The sequence below is a fragment of the Burkholderia sp. 9120 genome, assembly GCF_000745015.1.
Lineage (GTDB): Bacteria > Pseudomonadota > Gammaproteobacteria > Burkholderiales > Burkholderiaceae > Paraburkholderia.
In genome coordinates this window covers 5336867-5356384 of sequence record NZ_JQNA01000002.1, presented here as the reverse complement: position 1 = coordinate 5356384, position 19518 = coordinate 5336867, and the positions used below count along the sequence as shown (strand labels likewise).

Annotated in this window: 16 protein-coding genes and 1 pseudogene; 12 read left to right on the top strand and 5 right to left on the bottom strand. The window is 61.8% G+C overall.

The window, feature by feature from the left end; all coding sequences use genetic code 11:
- Positions 1-691 precede the first annotated feature (691 nt).
- The gene (locus FA94_RS39825; protein ID WP_063771810.1) at positions 692-2269 is read left to right on the top strand and encodes a hypothetical protein; all 1578 of its coding nucleotides are present in this window, start codon (positions 692-694) and stop codon (positions 2267-2269) included.
- Here the strand turns inward: FA94_RS39825 and pdeM are convergent.
- Both pdeM and FA94_RS31985 read right to left on the bottom strand, forming a co-directional pair.
- A complete protein-coding gene (pdeM, locus tag FA94_RS31990; RefSeq protein WP_035559159.1) occupies positions 2266-2922 on the bottom strand; it encodes a ligase-associated DNA damage response endonuclease PdeM in 657 nt (218 codons plus the stop codon). The two genes, FA94_RS39825 and pdeM, sit on opposite strands and share 4 nt — an antisense overlap.
- Positions 2919-5579, bottom strand: coding sequence for a ligase-associated DNA damage response DEXH box helicase (locus tag FA94_RS31985; RefSeq protein WP_035559156.1), 2661 nt, complete (start codon positions 5577-5579; stop codon positions 2919-2921). The genes pdeM and FA94_RS31985 overlap by 4 nt, the downstream gene beginning before the upstream one ends.
- A gap of 220 nt (positions 5580-5799) precedes the next feature.
- Between FA94_RS31985 and FA94_RS31980 the strand changes: the two genes are divergently transcribed.
- Positions 5800-6657, top strand: a complete 858-nt coding sequence (locus FA94_RS31980) for a carbon-nitrogen hydrolase family protein (RefSeq protein WP_035559154.1) — start codon at positions 5800-5802, stop codon at positions 6655-6657.
- 47 nt (positions 6658-6704) lie between these two features.
- On the opposite strand, the gene FA94_RS31975 is transcribed toward FA94_RS31980, so the two are convergent.
- Positions 6705-8039, bottom strand: coding sequence for an MFS transporter (locus tag FA94_RS31975; RefSeq protein WP_035559152.1), 1335 nt, complete (start codon positions 8037-8039; stop codon positions 6705-6707).
- Positions 8040-8142: 103 nt separating this feature from the next.
- Positions 8143-9714 (bottom strand): sulfatase-like hydrolase/transferase, encoded by a 1572-nt coding sequence (locus tag FA94_RS31970; RefSeq protein WP_035559150.1) that lies wholly within the window; start codon positions 9712-9714, stop codon positions 8143-8145.
- Positions 9715-9914: 200 nt separating this feature from the next.
- Between FA94_RS31970 and FA94_RS31965 the strand changes: the two genes are divergently transcribed.
- The 3 genes from FA94_RS31965 to FA94_RS31955 all read left to right on the top strand — a co-directional run bounded on the left by FA94_RS31965 (position 9915) and on the right by FA94_RS31955 (position 12330).
- Positions 9915-10451, top strand: a complete 537-nt coding sequence (locus tag FA94_RS31965; protein ID WP_231585079.1) for a MarR family winged helix-turn-helix transcriptional regulator — start codon at positions 9915-9917, stop codon at positions 10449-10451.
- A gap of 204 nt (positions 10452-10655) precedes the next feature.
- Positions 10656-11009, top strand: a complete 354-nt coding sequence (locus FA94_RS31960) for an FKBP-type peptidyl-prolyl cis-trans isomerase (protein WP_176343126.1) — start codon at positions 10656-10658, stop codon at positions 11007-11009.
- Positions 11010-11256: 247 nt separating this feature from the next.
- Positions 11257-12330: a DUF6765 family protein gene (locus FA94_RS31955; RefSeq protein ID WP_035559137.1), complete on the top strand. Its 1074-nt coding sequence runs from the start codon at positions 11257-11259 to the stop codon at positions 12328-12330.
- A 100-nt stretch (positions 12331-12430) separates the two neighbouring features.
- On the opposite strand, the gene FA94_RS31950 is transcribed toward FA94_RS31955, so the two are convergent.
- Positions 12431-12667 (bottom strand): hypothetical protein, encoded by a 237-nt coding sequence (locus tag FA94_RS31950; protein WP_035559134.1) that lies wholly within the window; start codon positions 12665-12667, stop codon positions 12431-12433.
- Between the two features lie 246 nt (positions 12668-12913).
- On the opposite strand from FA94_RS31950, the gene FA94_RS31945 reads away from it, so the two are divergent.
- The 7 genes and pseudogenes from FA94_RS31945 to FA94_RS31915 all read left to right on the top strand — a co-directional run bounded on the left by FA94_RS31945 (position 12914) and on the right by FA94_RS31915 (position 19512).
- Entirely contained in the window at positions 12914-13252 is a 339-nt protein-coding gene (locus FA94_RS31945) for a hypothetical protein (RefSeq protein ID WP_035559131.1), read from the top strand.
- A 225-nt stretch (positions 13253-13477) separates the two neighbouring features.
- Complete coding sequence (locus FA94_RS31940; protein ID WP_035559128.1) at positions 13478-14320, top strand: H-NS family nucleoid-associated regulatory protein; 843 nt, start codon at positions 13478-13480, stop codon at positions 14318-14320.
- Between the two features lie 22 nt (positions 14321-14342).
- Positions 14343-14828: a hypothetical protein gene (locus FA94_RS31935; protein WP_035559125.1), complete on the top strand. Its 486-nt coding sequence runs from the start codon at positions 14343-14345 to the stop codon at positions 14826-14828.
- A 149-nt stretch (positions 14829-14977) separates the two neighbouring features.
- Positions 14978-16240, top strand: coding sequence for a cardiolipin synthase (cls, locus tag FA94_RS31930; RefSeq protein ID WP_035559122.1), 1263 nt, complete (start codon positions 14978-14980; stop codon positions 16238-16240).
- Between the two features lie 387 nt (positions 16241-16627).
- Positions 16628-17527: pseudogene (locus tag FA94_RS31925) on the top strand (alpha/beta fold hydrolase); the annotation flags it as partial.
- An 86-nt stretch (positions 17528-17613) separates the two neighbouring features.
- Positions 17614-18183, top strand: coding sequence for a methyltransferase family protein (locus FA94_RS31920; RefSeq protein ID WP_035559120.1), 570 nt, complete (start codon positions 17614-17616; stop codon positions 18181-18183).
- Positions 18184-18192: 9 nt separating this feature from the next.
- Positions 18193-19512, top strand: coding sequence for a glycosyltransferase (locus FA94_RS31915; protein ID WP_035559118.1), 1320 nt, complete (start codon positions 18193-18195; stop codon positions 19510-19512).
- Positions 19513-19518 lie beyond the last annotated feature (6 nt).

The window sequence follows — 19518 nt, the reverse complement described above, 5'->3', positions numbered from 1 at the left end:
GTAATTGACGATCCTTAACAATTCAATCGTGCATTTAATCGAAAAACCTCCATCGATTCCGCATTGCGTGGGCTAGCGCACGGTCGCTGCGTGATGCTGCGCATAACTTCAACCTCCATCAGGCCCTGCTGTGCTCTTTCAAATTTTCTTTTGGCGCAGCCTGTCGTTTCTCTCGGATCACGTCGAATCGGACCGGGATTTTCCGTGAGAGATACCTGACGTGACGCTGTTTTAGCGTGACGCCTTGCAATACCGACTGGGCTTTGAAGTTTCACTTTTAACAGGGAACGCAGATTCATCTGTTATTCGGGCCGGTCGTTCGAGGCGTTTAGTTAGGAGGCTGAAATGAAAAAGCACAATGGGGACACGCGCATTCTTGGGACGCGCCGGGCGGTATTGGCGGTGGCGGTGAGTCTGTATGCGGCGATGGCGGGTGCGCAAACGAACGCGCCGGCGCCGGGCACGCCCTCGGGCGGTGCGCCGAAGCTGGTGGTGGCGCAGACGTTGCCGATCGACTGTCCGACGTTCGACACGCTGGGCTGCAAGCGGGAGAGCAGCGGTTTGCTGACGACCGGTGGGGTTGGCGTCGCAGCCGCGGCGGGTTTGGGGGCGACGTCGGCGACGGGGGCGCAGAACGGTAGCGGCAATGGTAACGGGGCCGCGTCGGGAGGCGCGGGCGGAAGCGGTGCGAATGGTAGTGGTGGTGGTTCGGGGAATGGTGGGGCTGTGGGACTTGGCGCTGCGGGACTTGGGGCTGCGGCGGGGGGCGGTAGCGGGAATGGTAGTGGTAGTGGTAGTGGTAGTGGAAGTGGAAGTGGAAGTGGAAGTGGAAGTGGAAGTGGAAGTGGAAGTGGAAGTGGAAGTGGAAGTGGAAGTGGAAGTGGAAGTGGCGGGAAGGGTGGGACGGGAAGTGGTGGGACGGGCAGTGGTGGAACCGGAAGTGGTGGAACCGGAAGTGGTGGGACTGGAAGCGGTGGAACAGGTGGCGGCGGGACGGGCAGTGGTGGAACCGGAAGCGGCGGAACGGGCAGTGGCGGAACAGGTAGCGGCGGGACTGGAAGCGGTGGAACCGGAAGTGGTGGAACGGGAAGCGGTGGGACCGGAAGCGGCGGAACGGGAAGTGGCGGAACAGGTAGCGGTGGAACGGGAAGCGGTGGGACCGGAAGCGGCGGAACGGGAAGTGGCGGAACAGGAAGTGGTGGAACAGGCAGTGGTGGTGCGGGCAGTGGTGGGACAGGAAGTGGTGGGACGGGAGGTGGCGGGACAGGCAGTGGCGGGACGGGAAGCGGTGGTACGGGAAGTGGTGGGACAGGAGGCGGTGGAACAGGAAGCGGTGGGACTGGTGGTGGAAGCGGCTCCGGTGGTGGTCATCATGGAGGCCATGGAGACGGCGGTCATGGCGATGGCGGTCATGGAGACGGCGGCCATGGCGATGGCGGTCATGGCGACAGCGGTCATGGAGACGGTGGGCACGGCGACGGCGGTCATGGCGATGGCGGTCATGGAGACGGCGGCCATGGCGATGGCGGTCATGGAGACGGCGGTCATGGCGATGGTGGCCATGGCGACGGCGGTCATGGTGACGGTGGCCATGGCGACGGCGGTCATGGTGACGGTGGCCACGGCGACAGCGGTCATGGCGACGGAGGCCACGGCAATAGCGGTCACGGCGATGGCGGTCATGGCGATGGCGGTCATGGCGATGGCGGTCATGGCGACGGCGGTCACGGCGATGGTGGCCATGGAGACGGCGGTCATGGCGATGGAGGCCACGGCAATAGCGGTCACGGCGATGGCGGTCATGGAGACGGCGGTCATGGCGACGGCGGTCATGGAGATGGCGGTCATGGAGATGGCGGTCATGGAGATGGCGGTCATGGAGATGGCGGTCATGGAGATGGCGGCCATGGAGACGGTGGCCATGGCGACAGCGGTCATGGAGACGGTGGGCACGGCGACGGCGGTCATGGTGATGGTGGTCATGGAGACGGCGGTCATGGAGACGGTAGCCACGGCGACAGCGGTCATGGCGACGGAGGCCACGGCAATAGCGGTCACGGCGATGGCGGCCATGGCGACGGCGGTGGCAACAGCGGCCACGGCGGCTCCGGCTCCGGCTCCGGTGGCCACGGCCGCGGTCACTAACTCAACTGCACGCCTTCAGCGCGCGACGGCCGGCATCAACCGGCCGTCCAGGCAAAAAAAGAGCGGACAGTTCACCGTCCGCTCTTCTCCGACGAAAACCCCACACTCTCCACTCGCCCACTAAACAGCAATCACCCTTTCCTCCACCACCAGAAAAACCTTCTCCCCCGCCACCGGCTCATGCGCCCGCGCTCCACCGGTAAAGCTCCCAAACGCCGGCAGCACTCCACACACCGCGCCAAATCGAAAACACGGCACGCGCACCGAATCGACCCGCGTCGTCACCCGATAAACCGGATGCACATGTCCCGCGAGCGCATACGCGCCGTCCACCGTCTGCGGAAAATGGCACGCCGCCCAAGGCCCAATCCGCCAGGGCTCCTGCACACATTGAACGTCCATCGAATCCGGCAATGCACCGGCATGCCGATCATGATTCCCTTCAACCAGCACCACGCGCAATCCAGCATGCCGCGCACGCCAGCCATGCAACGCGTCCAACGTCTCAACGGAATGCGCCTCGCGCGCGTGCAGCAGATCGCCAAGAAACACGAGCATCGTCGGCTCGAACTCGCTAATCAAAAGATCGAGCCGCAGCAAATTGTCCGCAGTCGAGCCAACCGGCACGGGAATGCCACGCGCACGAAACACTGCATCTTTGCCAAAATGCGCATCGGCGACGAACAAACACCGCAATGCCGGATCGAAAATCGCGCGCAAGCTCGACAGCACGAGAGCATGTCCGGCAATCCCCACCCTCAACGACGTAGTCTTCATACACGAGCCGCCTTCTCAAGCTCCGCCAACATCCGCTCGACGCGATCCGCGAGCTTCTCGGTACTGACCTTCTCACGCAAGCGTCCGACGATCAACGGAAACGCAAATGGCGTCGGTTTTTTCGGCCGCATCACCACCACGCGGCTGGCATTCATCCGTTCGAGCGCAACGCGAATGCGCTGGGCGTCGAGCTCCTGCAACAGCACTTCGGCATCGGCCTGATCGAGCAGCAGATTGTCGCTATCGTGATTGCGGAAGATCTCATAGAACAGACCACTCGACGCCTGCAACTGCCGCGCGCTTTTTTGCTGCCCTGGGTGCCCTTGAAAGACCAGCCCCGACACGCGTGCAATCTCACGAAAACGCCGCATCGAGAGTTCCGACGAATTCAGGCTCGCGAGAATGTCATGCTCGAGCGCGTCGGAAGAAAGCAATCCGCTTTCGAGTTGCGCGGCCCAATCGAATGGTTGCGCGGACAACAGCTCGAAACCATAGTCGTTCATTGAAATCGAAAAAGTACCAGGCTGTTCACGCGCGACTCGCCACGCCAACAATGCACCGAGACCGATATGCGCGGTGCGCCCCGCAAAGGGATAGCAAAAGAAATGGTGGCCCTCGCGCGATTTCAGCAACTCCACCACCAGCACACCCGGCTCGGGCAACGCCGACCATTTCTGCTGCAAGTCGAGCAGAGGCCGCACGGCGCGCATTTCCGGTTCGTCGTAGACGCCGGCGGCGGCGCGCGCCAGCATCGTCAGCGTTGCATCGGCGAGTTCGGACGACAACGGCATGCGGCTGCCGGCCCATTGCGGCATCGCCCCGCGAGACGAGGTCGCGCGACGCACCCACGCGGTCATGTCCTGCACGCGAATCAATTCGAGCGCGCGTCCGCCGAAGGTAAAAATATCGCCTGGTTTCAGCCGCGAAATGAACGACTCTTCAATCGCGCCGATTCTCCCGCCTGACAGATAAGCGACATGCAAGGTGCCGTTCGCGACGATCGTCCCGATGTTGTTGCGATGCCGGCGCACCAGATCGTCGCGCGGCACACGGTACACACCGTCGCCGTCGCGCAGCACGCGATGGTAGTCGGGATAGGCACGCAACGCGGTGCCTCCGCCTTCCACGAAGCCGAGCGCCCAGTCGAACTCGGCCTGCGTCAAATGCCGGTACGCGTACGTGCTGCGAATCTCGCCGATCAGTTCGCGCGCGTCGAAACCGCCGCCGATCGCCACGGTCACCAGATGCTGCACCAGCACGTCGAACGGTTTATCGGGCGTGTCGCGGCCTTCTATCTGACGCTTCGCGACGGCCTCGCGGGCGGCGGCGGCTTCGACCAGTTCGAGCGCATGCGTCGGCACGATCGTCACGCGCGACGGTCGGCCGGGTGCATGCCCCGAGCGTCCCGCGCGCTGCATCAGCCGCGCGACGCCTTTGGGCGAGCCGATCTGAAACACGCGCTCCACCGGCAAGAAATCGACTCCGAGATCGAGGCTCGATGTACACACAACCACCTTCAGCAAGCCGGTCTTCAGGCCACGCTCGACCCATTCGCGCACTTCCTGATCGAGCGAACCGTGATGCAACGCAATCAGGCCGGCCCATTCGGGCCGCGCTTCGAGCAACGCCTGATACCAGACTTCGCATTGCGAGCGGGTGTTGGTGAAAACGAGCGATGTCTGCGCGTCGCCGATCGCCTCGGCGACCGCGCCGACCTGGCGCATGCCGACGTGGCCGCCCCACGGAAACCGCTCGATCGTGTCGGGAATGACCGTATCGACAATCAGTGCTTTGGGCAGCGCGCCGTGCACGTCGACGCGCGGCGTTTTGACGGGCGCGAGTAAGACATCGGCAGCGAAGGGCAGGTTGCCGAGCGTGGCCGACAGGCCCCACACCTGCACTTCAGGGCGCCAATGCGCGAGACGCGCGAGTGCGAGTTGCGTTTGCGTGCCGCGCTTGTTGCCGAGCAGCTCATGCCATTCATCGACCACCACCAGCCGCACCTGCGCGAGCACGCCACGCGCGTCGGGCCGCGTGAGGATAAGCGTCAGGCTTTCGGGCGTGGTGACCAGCGCCGACGGCATGCGCCGGTTCTGCCGCGCGCGCTCGGCCGACGATGTGTCGCCGGTTCGCAAGCCGACGCTCCACGGGACGGCCAGTTCGAGCGCCGAGCTTTGCAAGGCACGGGCGGTGTCGGCGGCGAGCGCGCGCATCGGCGTGATCCACAGCACGGTGAGCGGGGCCGGTTGCGTGCGTGGCGGGCTGCGCTGGGCGGCGGATCTGACAGCAGATTCACCCGCACCCGCGAAAGTTGCAAGCGCACCGAACCACACCGCCCAGGTTTTACCGGCACCCGTAGTCGCGTGCAGTAACCCGCTCGCGCCGCGACCCATCTCGCGCCAGACCTCGCGTTGAAACTCGAACGGCTGCCAGCGGCGCGCCTCGAACCATGCATCGAGTTTGTCGGCGAATGGGCGACGCGCGGCGGCCTCGTCGAGTGCAAAGGGAATCGGCTCGAAAGCCGGCTCGCGCGCATCGAGCCGTGCCTGCTGTTCGCGGCTGCGTGGAATCCGGCGAGCCCTGGGCGCGCGCCGCCTTTCGGGCAGCACGTCGGGTCCGGAAGCCTCAGGCTCGTCGGGATCAACCGGCTCGATCATCGAAAGCGCTCTTTAGCATGGGATTCGCGGCGTGACGAAGGCCTCGCGGTGCATGTTCTCTGTGGACACAGGGAACGCGCCGCAAGTTCATCATCACACCCTCGCACTGACGCCGGACGTACCGCCGTGTTTAAATGCCAGGGCTTCGCGCGCTCGATCTTGACGATAGAAGGCGGGCGGGCAACCTGCAGCCAACCGTCCATTCAAAACGGAGTTCGCGTTGAATCGTAATCAGGCCTCGCTGCCGCAAACGTCCCTGCGGATCGCCGCCGCGCAAGCGCAACCGGTATCCGGCGACGTCGCCGCCAATATCGCCAGAACGGTCGAACTGACCGGTCTCGCCGCCGACCGTGGCGCGAAACTGGTGGTTTTTCCCGAGAAATTCCTGAGCGGCTACGAACCGGACCTGATTGCCGGCGACCCCGCGAAGTACGCTTTCGAAGCCCACGACGCGTGCCTCGAACCGATCCGCGAAGTGTGCCGCCGGCGCGAGATCGCGGTGATTGTCGGCGCGGCGACGCGGCATGCGAGTGCCCTGCATATTTCGTCGCTGATATTCAACCGGTCCGGCGAGCAGATCGAGCCGTATCACAAGCAGTACCTGTATAGCAGCGAGACGAGCATTTATCAGCCCGGCGCGCAAGGCTGCATGCTGGAACTCGACGGCTGGCGGCTTGCACTCGGCGTGTGCTACGACTCGGGTTTTCCGGAGCACGCAAGGCTCGCGGCAGTCAACGGTGCGCATGCTTATCTGGTGAGCGCGCTCTTCAGTGTGAAGAGCGGCTACCACCAGTCGCGCATCTGGTTCCCGGCGCGCGCTTTCGACAATACGATGTACGTGCTGCTGTCGAATCACGTCGGCACCACCGGCGGCTGGTCGACGTGTGGCGCGAGCGCAATCTGGAGCCCGTATGGCGACGTCGTGGCGGAGGCGAGCCGCGATCGCGACGACGTGATTACCGCGCTACTCGACCCGGCGGTGCTGGCCGATGTCCGCGAACGCGAAACCGTGCTTGCGGATTTCAACGCGCGCGACGAAGCGCCGACCGGCAGCTATACAGTGCACCCGTTGGACTGACGCACGGCGGCGGCCCGCTGTGGTTACGTCGAAAGCTACATCGAAAGCTACTTCGAAACGGCCGCCCGCACCGCACCAAGCGGTTTCGATTGCGGCGCCGGCACGGCCCACAGCAACGCAATCATGCCCGCGATCAGCAGCGCGGCGACCACCGCAAAACCGGCATAGACACTGCCGGTTTGCGTCTTCAGCATGCCGATCAGCGAAGGACTCACGGCGCCGCCGATTGCGCCGATCGCGGTAATCGTCGCAATTCCGGCTGCCGCGGCGCCGCCATCCAGATACGCGGTCGGGATCGTCCAGAAGATGCTGAGCGTCGCATAGATGCAGATCGACGCGACCACCAGCAAAGCGACCGTGAACGGCACGCTATGCGCGGCGAGCGGCAGCAACAGAAAACTGATTGCCACCGCGAAGCCGCAACCCGCGACATGCCAACGCCGTTCCGCGCGTCGATCCAAACTATGGCCGATCGCGACAATGCCGATCGCCGTACACACCGAAATGCCACCGCTCAGCCAGCCGATATGGCCGAGTTGCTGCACGCCGACGTGCCGTAGCAGCGTCGGAATCCAGAAGCCGATCGCATTGAGTCCCATGAACACACAGAAATAAATCGCCGACAGCAGATAGATGCGGGGATTGCGTAGTACATCCGCGAGCCGTGCCGGCGGCGCGTGATGCACGCCACGTTGTTTGCGGTCCGCTTCCAGCGCGGCGCTCACGTGGGCCTTTTCGGCGTCGCTCAGCCATCTGGCGTTCGCGGGGCGATCGTCGAGGTAGAGCAGGGCCATAATGCCGAGCGCGATAGCCGGTATGCCTTCAATCAGGAACAGCCACTGCCAGCCGCGCAAGCCGAGCGTGTCGTGGAAATGCACCATGATCCAGCCCGACAACGGGCCGCCGATAATCCCCGCGAGCGGCACCGCCATGATGAACAGGCTCGTAATACGCCCGCGTTGGCGGTCGGGAAACCAGTAGGTGAGGTACAGAATGATGCCGGGAAAGAAGCCGGCTTCGGCGGCGCCCAGCAGAAAGCGCAGCAGATACAGCATGTGCGCGCTCTTCACGAACATCAGCAGTACCGTCAGGCTGCCCCACAACACCATGATGCGCAGCAGCGTTTTACGTACGCCGACCTTCTCCAGCAGCAGATTGCTCGGTAACTCGAACACCAGATAGCCGACGAAGAACATGCCCGCCGCGAGTCCGAAGACGGCGTCGTCGAGTTTGAGGTCTTGCAGGAACTGCAGCTTCGCGAAGCCGATGTTGACGCGGTCGATGAAATTGACCACGTAGCACATGAACAGAAACGGCACGATGCGCCGCGCGATCTTGCGATAAATCGCGTCTTCGGGCGCGAGGTCTGACGAACGCTGCATCCTGTGTCTCCTGACGTGCTGGCCGGATCGGTCGGCACGCCTGTGGTGTGATCTTATCGGCGGACTGGATTCGTTGTTATAGCCGCCTACGTCGCATTACTTTTTACCATTCGCCGAAGAACACGCCCCAATCCTTGTGCGTGTTGGTCTTGCTTTCCACGGTCGGATTGTCGATCGTGACGCGCTGCTTCAGCGAGCCGTACCAGTCCGCGAGTTTTGCGTGCATCCGCTCGCGGATCGCGGCATGACTGGCGTCGGCGCCGAGGTCGGCGTATTCGTGCGGATCGTTCGCCAGATCGAACAGTTGCGGCCGGTAGCCTAGCCAGTGAATGTACTTCCAACGCGAGTCGCGCACCATCCAGCCGCGGCATTCGTCGGGTTGACGTCCGAGCGCGAGCCGCGCGCCGCGGAAACTGTAGTCGAGTTCGGCGACCACGTAATCGCGCCAGCCCTGCGCGCCATCCGCTTCATTGCGTGTGAGCGGTAATACCGAACGTCCTTCGATACGCTCTTCATAAGCCGGCAGACCGAGCGCGTCGAGTACCGTCGGCACTACGTCGATACCGGACATAAAGCGCGGTTCGACGCTACCACGTGTTGCGTCGGCCTGGGTCGACGGATCGTAGACGATCATCGGCACGCGCTGCACGGTGTCGTAGAACAGTTCTTTTTCGCCGAGCCAATGGTCGCCGAGAAAATCGCCGTGGTCGGCGGTAAACACGATCAACGTATCTTCCCAGCGGCCGAGGCGTTCTAGTGTTTCCCACAATTGGCCGAGATGGTCGTCGATCTGCTGGATCAAACCCTGGTAGACCGGTCTCACCGTGTTCGAGACTTCTTCGCGCGCGAAATTGACGCACTCTTCCTGAGTGCGATACGCGGCGACGACCGGATGCGCGTTGTCGAGTTCGGCGGCCCGGCGTTCGAGCGGCAGACATTGGTCGAGCGAATACAGGTTGTGATACGGGCGCGGGGCGACATACGGCCAATGCGGCTTTACGTACGACAAATGCAAGGCCCACGGCTCGTCGCCTTGTTGCTCGATATAGCGGATCGCCTGACTGGTCATGTACGCGGTTTCGGAATGCGGTTCGGCCACGCGTGCCGGCCAGCGAACGTTGCGCATTTTCCAGCCCGAGTGGACCGCGCCGCTATCGTCTTCCACGCTAATGGCGAAATCGCTCCACGGTTTGTCGCTAGCGTAACCATGTTCGCGCAGAAAGGCCGGATAGCCGCTTTCCTTGCCCGGTTCGTGATGACCGTCGTAACGATCGAGTTCGTCGAACGATCCTGTCGACAGGCGGCGGCCGAGCGGACTTTGCCGGGCGATGTCGAGCCGCTCCATACCATGGGCGTCGGCCATGACGTGGGTTTTGCCGGCCAGCGCGAGTGAGCGGCCATTGAGTCGCAGGTACTCGCCGAGCGTCATTTCGCCGATCGAGAGCGGCACGCGGTTCCAGTTTGCGCCGTGACTGCTCATTGTGCGGCCGGTGTAATACGACATGCGCGACGGACCGCAAACGCCGGAACTGACAAAGGCATTGTCGAAGCGTACGCCGCGCGAAGCGAGTGCGTCGATATGCCGGGTTCGCAGGTAAGGGTGTCCGTAGCAGCCCAGATGATCGCGGCGTAGCTGGTCGCACATGATAAAGAGAACGTTGCGGGTGTCCGCCATCTGTAAGCACCGTCTGCGGCCTTGCGGCCTGAATAGAATAGAGAGAAGAAGCGGTAACGAACCGGAAACATGTTCGATGCTAGAAACGAACGCCACGATTGACCTAATCAAATATATGTGCGAATGCACAATAGGGCGGCGCCGTTGCGGGAAAAGCGCGTCATAATGGCCGGCGAGCCAACAAATTCCCTACACTCACCGTGTCCGATCCTTCATTGCCGCCTGTGTTGAAGCATCCCGAGCACATCGACGAATTCCTGCTGTACCGGTTGCATAACCTGGCGCGAGTGGCGGTTCAGGGTGTCGGCCTGATGTTCCGGCGAGAACTCGGCATCACCCGGCGTGACTGGCGCATTCTCGCGTTCGTCGGTAAATACCCGGATGCGAGTCTGACGCAACTCGCCGAACAGGCCGCGCTCGATATGGTGGTCGCAAGCCGCTGCGTCGCGAATATGGTCAACAAAGGCCTGATTGCGAAAACGCGCTTGCCGGAGAACAAGAGACTGACCGTACTCGCGCTGACCGAAGCCGGCCGTCAGGTCTACGAGCACGCACGAAAGAGCGGGCAACGCTATAACACTGAGTTCGCCGCCTGTCTGAGCGATGAAGAAGCCGTTCTTCTCGACGGACTACTTAAACGGATGGAGCAACGGGCGGTGTCATTGAATCAGCGTGAAATGGCGAAAAGCGGTCCGCTGATGGACAACAACGAAAACGAAGACACCGACGCCGAATAGATCCGCGCCGGTGAAAGCGCTGCCAGAACGCTGTTCTCATTAAGTCTTTCGCGGAGCCGATTGGCAACGTGCCAATCCATGGACTACCCGGGCCCGGGGTGCACGCCAGGTGATCCGTTACAATGACGCGCACCCTTCACCTGGAGACTTGCTTTGAAATCTATCGTTGCTTTGGTCGCCGCAGCCGTGTTGTCTTCGGCGGCAATGGCCGCCGCGCCCACCACCGAAAAACTGCCTTCCGGCGTGATCGTCGAACAACTGAAGCAGGGCACCGGCGCCCAACCGGCCGCTACCGACGTCGTCAAGGTCAACTACCGTGGCACGCTGGCCAACGGGACCGAGTTCGATAGTTCCGCGAGCCACGGTGGCCCGGCTACGTTCCCGCTGAACCGCGTGATTCCGTGCTGGACGCAAGGCGTGCAGAAGATGAAAGTGGGCGGTAAGGCGAAGCTGACCTGCCCGGCGGCGACCGCTTATGGCGATCGTGGCGTCGGCGTGATTCCGCCGAATAGCGACCTGACGTTTGAAGTCGAACTGGTCGACATCGTCAAGCAATAAAGCGCGATCTGCGCAAAGAGAAAGCCCCGCTGCGGAAATCGCAGCGGGGCTTTTTTCATTCCGCGTACTGTGCGTGTCAGAAGGGTGTCGGAAGAGTGTCAGAAGCGAGTCGACGCGAGCGCGCTTTATTTAAAGTCCGGCCGGCGTTCTTCGTTTACTCTCTAGCCGTGCGCCGACGCGGATTCTGCCTGGCCGCACCAACCTGAACGATCCCACCGTCATTCGCCGCGCGTCTGGAGCGCCTGCCATGAATATCGACTTTCACTATGGTGTGGTCTATATCGCCGCGCGCATTGGCGGCATGGCGACAAGCGACGCGCTCACCGTCGCGCATGCCTGCCAGTATGTCGACGATGCGACGACGGCCGGAATACTGCGCTTTGAAGGGGGCGAGACGTTCGAGCGCTTCGCCACCGCGCACAAGATGTTCGACTATGCGAACACGGAGAATGACCAGAACCGTCTCGTCTGGGCGCCTTTTCATTTTCTGCCGGCAGGCGAGGGCGACACGCTTCAGGAAAAAGCCGTGTGCCGTCCGGATAGCGAGGTGGCGCGCGAAATGGTGCGCCGGGCGATCCGGCAGCGGGGCGCGGAAACGGCATTGCACCGTCTCGGCGTGACGCTTCACACCTACGTCGATACCTGGGCACACCAGGGATTCTCCGGTATCGAGAGTCCGGCGAACCGGGTTCATTTACTGGAGTCGCAGGATTGCACGCGCAAAGGCTGGTTTGCCAGATTGAAACTGGTCACCCAGCATCTGATCGAACACATCGAAGAGGACGTGCTGACGGTGGCGCTGCCGGTCGGTCACGGCGCCGCGTTGCACTATCCCGACCAGCCATGGGCCAAATGGCACTACATCGACGGTCGAAACGAGTTCATCGAAAGACATAATTTGCCGGAGTTCGTGCAAGCGGCCGAGATGGCTTGCCGCGCGGTGCGCGCCTATGTCGCCAATCGGGAAGACTTTGAAACGCAACCCGGTTTGCCGCCGAACGTGAAAGAGGCGCTCACCGAGCTTCTCGATACCAATCGGAATCTGGACGATAACCAGCGCCTGAAGACGATTTGCGACGTGGTGAGTACGGGCGGCATTCCGGGTTTGCGGGAGTCGATTCCACAGTATGTGGCCAAAGGCCCCGGTTCCTGGAAGTGCAACGCCACCGGATTGCAGTTGGATGACGATACGGGCGATAAGCCCCAATGGACGGATGCGTTTGAGAAGAGCGATTACCGTCTATTTCATGACTCGGTCAAAGAGCACCGCTTCGTGACGACGCAGGAGATTCTGCCGGCTCATGGTGTGCGCATAGCGTAATTGCGCCGGTTGGTTGATCGGTGACGCGTTTGCGCGTTTGCCTGGTAGGCGGCGGCCGTGAAAACTGCCGCCGCCTCTCCGCCTTTTTAGTACTTTCCGGCTATTCCGCTCGCACCTGTTGGCGCTGCGCGGCCTGTTCCTGCGCGTGTTTTTTGGCCAGATGGTGTCCCACGATACAGCCGCCCACCGCGCCCACTACCGCATGATGCCCGGCGTAGTGCCCCGCCACCCCGCCTACGACAGCCCCCTTGATACAACCGGCGGCATTCGCCGTGCCGATCGCTGCCGAAGTGAGTGCCAGCGACGCGAGGGCCGTTTTGATGTAACCAGCTTTCATCTGAAAGTACCGTTCTGTTGAGTTGTCCCAAGGTGGCGCTAACCGGTGCTATTTCAATAGCCCGTTCAGCAACTCGGCTTGCCCACAATGGGATTTTTTAAAGCCGTTCAGCGTGCAAACCCACTCAAACGATAAAAAAACGACCGCTCTCCTTTGAATCTCCGAATGCTTGCCTATAGTAGAAGCGACTATTGCCGCCGCACGCGGCGGCGGCCTTCGCTTGACGCGTGACACGGGGAAACGCAAATGATGTTATCGAACGCTGCAATCTATCAGTCTCAGACTTGCACGCCGGAGTCGTTGCGAACGCTTGCCGGCTATCTCGAACTGGCGCTCGATGAGGGAGAAAGCGTGGTCCTGATGCGGATCGGCACGCAAGTGCGCAGTGTTTATATCGGCAATCCATCCGGCGCGCTGGAGCAATTGACGGATCACGGCGTAGTAGCCGCGACTCAGGCGGACGACATGCTGGCGCTCACCCGCCTGGGACTCAACCAGATTACCGCCGACGATCAGCAATACCGCTTCATACGCAGCGTGAGGTACATCGCCGATCGCCAGGCGGTAGTGTTTACGCCTGCGTGAGTGGTTCGGAAAAAATGATCGGAAGTAAAAGAAAGGCAACCGGCGAGGTAAGGGGAAGGGAAGTAAAAGGATGGCTTTCGAGTAGTGACGAGTAGAGAACCCGAAAGGTTCGGACTCCACGGCATGCATGATCGGGTAAGGCTGCTGCTTTATAGCCACATAGATCTGCCTTTCTCGTGTCATTCGTGGCATAGTTCGATCGATCAACATATAAGGAGCAATCAAATGCCTTCGTTAGAGCAAATCCAAGCAAAGCTTAAGAAGCTCCAGGCGCAAGCGGACGTTCTTATTGCCAGGAAAGCACAAGACGCAGTCGACCAGATTCGCGGTCTGATGCTCAAGCATGGCCTGACTACTACGGATATCGAAGCCAAAGCAAAAGCGCGGCGCGCGGCACAAGGCCTGAATGGCCACGGCGGAAACGTTAAGGTAAAAGCGGTAACGGGCGGTAAGCCGGCCAAGTACCGCGATCATAAAACCGGTGCGACCTGGACCGGTCACGGCCGCGCGCCGGGTTGGATTGCCGGTGTCAAAGACCGCACTCAATACCTGGTTGAAGGCGCGAGCGAATTGAAGTCCGTTGCGAAAGCGGCGCTCACGCACGCGAAAGGCGGTAAAGGTCAGCCTAAAGGCGCGCAGCCACCCAAGTACTACAACCCGAAAACCGGCGCGACCTGGAGTGGACGCGGTCCGGCGCCGGCATGGCTGGCAACGGTCAAAGACCGTAGCAAATTCCTGATCGACAGCGCGGCAGCCGGAGCGAAAGAAGCGGGCAAAGCCGTGGCCAAAACGGCCGGTAAAGTAAAAGCGACGGCCACCAGCGGCGCGGTGAGCAAGAAGGCAGCGGCAAAGAAAGTCGTGGCCAGGAAAGCGACGGCCACCAAAAAGACCGCCGCAAAGAAGGTCAGCGCAGCGAGCAGAAAAACAGCGGCAGCGAAACCCGCAGCGAAGAAAGCCGCTGCAACCCGCGTAGCGAGAAAAGCGCCGGGCCGCAAACCCGCCGCAAAGGCAGCCGCTTCGGCCGCCGCAGCCGCGCCGCAAGCCTCAACCGTGCAAGCCGGCGCATAAGCGCCACGGAGTCGCGAAGTAGATGACCAGCACGCTTGCATCATCCCAGCAGGAGGACCAGGTCGTCCTGCTGGACTCAGTTCCTCAGCCCGCGGCAGACGCCGCCGAACCCTTCATCGTCGCGAGCGCCGGCCGGGTGATTCTGGCTTATCCGATCGCGGAAGCCGACTTTGAACGCTTCGGGCCATTCGATCCCGACGACGATCCTTACTGCACGGTGCTGTTTCCCGACGCGGTATTTCATCGGCTGGGACCGCCCGGCGATGTCGATCTGGACATTCATCCGCTCGCCTCGCAAGGATTAACCGGTTTGTCGGTTCACGAAGTCATGAATTCGTCGCTGGCGGCCGAGATTTCGGCAGTCGCGTCGCCCATCCCTGCACAGCGGCATTTCGTCATCACGTTCAGCGAATCCACCTTCGAGTGCGTGGCGTCGGACTATACGGTGGTCGGCGTTTATGGCGCCGGTGAAATTGCCAGCCGTGAAGCCTTCTCCCTCGTCAGATAAAGTAGTCGAGTAGCAAGGCGCGGGCCTGCAACGGGCACGCGCAATGCGTCCTGCGTTCGTGATAAAAGCCGGGCTTTGGGCCCGCATCTGTTCATCGAACCGCAGGGCGCGCATTCGGCGCGCCTCGCCGGTTAGCATCGAGGCCACGCATGCTGACAATACCTATTACCGCGTTCGTTACGCTCATTATCGTTCTGCTGATTGCCAATCTGTCGAGTGGCGAGAAGAAGATCGAACACAAAATAGAGCGTCGTTATGCCAGCGACGATCCGCAATTCCTGCGTTCCATGGGACTGTTGCTGGGGCCGCCGGTTATTGCCGGCAACCGCTTCGAGATGCTGCTTAACGGCGACCGCATCTTTCCTTCGATGCTCGAAGGCATTCGATCCGCGCGCCACACCATCACCTTCGAGACGTTCATTTACTGGTCCGGTGAAATAGGCGAGCAGATCGCCCAGGCGCTGGCGGATAAAGCACGCGAAGGCGTCGCGGTGCATGTGCTGCTCGATTGGGTCGGCTCGTCGAAAATGGACAAGCACTATCTGAAGCTGCTGCGCGACGGCGGCGCCGAAGTCATTCAGTATCACAAGCCGCATTGGACCGGTCTCGGTCGAATGAACGACCGCACGCACCGCAAGCTGCTGGTGATCGACGGACGGATCGGGTTCACCGGCGGCGTGGGTATAGCACCGGAATGGACCGGCCACGCGCAGGATGAAAAGCATTGGCGTGACACGCATTTCCGCGTGGCCGGACCCGTGGTCGGTCACATGCAAGCCGTGTTCATGGACAACTGGGTCAAAGCGTCGGGCAATGTACTGCATGGCGCGGACTACTTTCCGAAAGTGGAAGCCGCCGGTGAAGGCCTCGCGCACATGTTCAGCAGCTCGCCATCGGGCGGCAGCGACGACATGCAGCTGATGTATCTGATGGCGATCACGGCGGCCACTCACAGCATTCATCTGGCGAGCGCCTACTTCGTGCCCGACAAGCTGACGATCAACGCGATCGTCGAGGCCGCGAAGCGCGGTGTGAAAGTGCAAATCATCACACCGGGCAAGCGCATCGACACGCACACGGTTCGCGAGGCATCGCGTGCATGTTGGGGCGATCTGCTTAAAGCGGGTGTGGAGATCTTCGAGTATCAACCCACCATGTTCCATTGCAAATTGCTGGTGGTGGACGAGTACCTGGTGTCGGTCGGCTCGACCAATTTCGACAGTCGTTCGTTCAAGCTCAACGACGAAGCGAATCTGAACATCTACGACCGCGACTTCGCGAAGCAGCAAACAGCGGTTTTCGCCGACGACCTCAAGCAGTCGCAACAGGTCACGCTCGAAGCCTGGTTGCACCGGCCGTTCACCGAGAAGCTGATCGAGAAATGTATCCCGTTACTGGAGTCGCAACTCTGACAAATAGACTACATTCGCCTAAACATCGCATTTCTCATGCCGTCTGCATGAATAATATTTTCTGAAAAAATAGTTTTGAAATTGTTTTAAAAACTGGTTTGCTATCGTATATTGACATCTAGTCTTAACGCAGAAGTGACAGACTGGTATTCAATGAATAGCACGGTTGGGCGTTTCTAGCGTGCATTCAATTAGTGCATATAAGATAGTTCACGAGGCACCGGAAGCTAAGGCTTCGGTGCAGGAGCGGTCGTCGCGGATCAGACTTGCCGGCGTAAAGGCAGGTCGCATGGGCCTGATCCGCGGTGGCACGGCCGCAAGGCGTCCGCGAGTGCGGGCGCGGTATCGGTACGCATTTGCTTCCACGCAAGTGCATGCGAATACGCCATGCCCATCGAAAAACTCCTTGTTCCGCTGCCGGCGGGCCTGAAAGTCTACGTTGAACGTCACGTATTCGATCCGGCCTTCGAGAGTGTCATTCTGATCAACGGCGCGCTGGCTACCACAGCCTCGTTCGGTCAGACAATCAAATATCTCGGCGAACGCTATAACCCTATCTGTTTTGATTTGCCTTATGCCGGGCAATCGAAAACGCATAATAAATGCAGCTTCGTTCTGTCTAAAGACGACGAAGTCGACATTCTGCTTTATCTAATACGCTTATTCGAACCGAGTTTCCTGTTATCGGTTTCCTGGGGCGGCGTGGCCTCGTTGCTGGCGCTGTCGCGGGAGCGCACCAGTGTGAGGCGCGCGGTGATCGCGTCGTTCTCGCCGCGCCTGAACGAGGCGATGACCGCCTACGTTACCGCCGCGCGTGACCATATAGCAGCCGGTGAAAACCTGAAGGCCGCGCAACTGCTCAACGACACGGTGGGCAAGCATCTGTCGCGCATCATGAAGCTCTACAACTATCGCTATCTGACCACGCTGCCGCGCGAAGAGCAGGAGCAGGTGGCGTTTCACGTCGAGCAGATCCTGGCGATTCGTCCCGAGCAGTACCTGCATGAATTCCGCAATATCGATTGCGGGCTGAAGTTCATCAACGGCGATCTCGATGAGTACACCACGCCGGAGGACGTCCGGTCGTTGAGCGTGCATCTGAAGCGTGCCGAGTTCGCGACGATCGGACAGGCCGGTCATTTCCTCGACCTCGAAGGCAAGCCGGCGTTGCGCCAGGTGCGCACCGCGATTCTCGACTACTTCGGGCCGCCGCCGGTGCAGCGCGCGCTCGATTGCTTCGAGACGCTTGCCGCACGATCGTCCCTTTTGCCGGCGTCGCAAGCGCCTGTCGCTAACGTGGCCGGCATGGCCACCGTTGGCAACGTGGCGTTTGAGACAACCGCCGATCACTCGTTCCAACAGGCCGAACTGCCATGAATCTCGCTCAGAGCATTGCCATCGTCATGCCGTGGACGGCGTGGGTCGCGTATTGGATCGCGACGTCGAACCGGGTCAAGGCGACCGCGCGCAAGGAGGCCTCGCGATCGCGCACCTTGCAGTCGATTCCGCTGATTGCGGGCGGCGCGTTGATCGTGCTGCCGGACTTCAATCGCGCGGCGTGGTCGTTCGATCCGCAGTCTTTTGGCGTGGTGCAACTCGCGGGTCTCGCGGTGCTGTTGGCCGGTCTGGCATTTTCCGTGTGGGCACGGCTGCATCTCGGCACCAACTGGAGCGTGTCGGTCACGCTGAAGGAAGGGCACGAACTGGTGCGCAGCGGACCTTATGCGTTGGTCCGCCATCCCATCTATACAGGGTGTCTGCTGGCGCTGGTCGGCGCTGCGATCATTGGCTTGCAATGGCGCGGCGCGGCCGGGCTGCTGCTGATCTTCGCGTCGCTGGCGTACAAGGTGCGTGTCGAGGAGAGCTGGTTGACCGGCCACTTCGGCGGAGCGTACGCACAGTATCGCCGCGACGTGGCCGCGCTGATTCCCGGTCTCTTCTGAGTCGCCGGTATGACCAGAGTCATCATCACCGCGATCGGCTCGGCGGGCGACGTTCATCCGCTGCTCGGTATCGGCGCGGCCCTGGCGGCGCGCGGGCACGCGATCGTATTTTGCAGCCATCCGCCGTTCGAGGCGGCGGCGCGTCGGCAAGGTTTCGCGTTCAGGTCGATCGGTACGGCGGATGAATACGCGGCGGCCATGGCGAACCCGGCGCTATGGAATCCGCGCACCTCGTTTCGCACGTTGTGGGCGGTGATCGCACCGACCTTGCAGCCGCATTTCCAGACGCTCATGTCCTTGACCGACGACGACACGATCCTCGTCGGCACGCTGTGGGCGTTTTCCGCGCGGCTGATGCAGGAGTTGTATCGCGTGCCGCTGGTGTCGGTGCAGGTGTCGCCGTCCACGTTGCTATCGGCGCATGCGCCGCCGACGCATCCGCGTCTGACGATTCCGCGCGGCTTGCCGCTCGTCGTGAAGTCGGCGCTGCTGCGTGTGATCGAGCTGCAGGTGCTCGACAAGGTCTGCGGTCCTGCGCTGAATACGTTGCGCGCGCAACTGAGGCTGGAACCGGCCACGCGCATTTTCGGCCAATGGCTTCACTCGACCGACGGCGTGCTGTGCCTCTTTCCCGAGTGGTTCGCGCGGCCGCAGCCGGACTGGCCCACGCCGCATCGGCTGAGCGGTTTTCCGCTGTTCAACGATATGGGCGAGCCCGCGCCCGATCCGCAACTGGACGAATTTCTCGCGGCGGGGGAGCGACCCGTGGTGTTCACGGCCGGTTCGACACTGATCGACCACGAGCGCCATGAAGAGGCCGTGCGCGGCGCATTGCGTGAAAGCGGGCTGCGGGGCCTGCTGCTGACGCCGCAAGCGCCGGAGCCGGGCGCGGGATCGTCTGCGCCGAGCGTGCTGCTGAAGCGGCGTTACGTGCCCTTGCAGACGCTTCTGCCGCGCTGCCGGGCATTGGTGCATCACGGTGGCATCGGCACGGCGGCGCTGGCGTATGCCGCCGGTATCGCGCAGGTCGTCACGCCGTTTGCGCACGATCAGTTCGATAACGCGCAGCGGGTGGTGGCGAGCGGTTGCGGCGTGCGACTCGACGGACCGTTGCACGCACAAGCGCTTGCGCGCGCATTGAAGCAGGTGCTCGGCGATCCGTCGATCGCGACGCAGTGCGGGCGCATGCAGGACCAACTGGCCGCGTCGCCGAATGGCTGCGAGGCGGCCGCGCGCTTTATCGAAGGTTTCATGCGCGGCGGTGCGCGTGTGTCGAGTCGCGAGCGTGTGCCTGGTTTCGCCATGGCGGCGAGCGGACACGGCGTATGAGCGCGG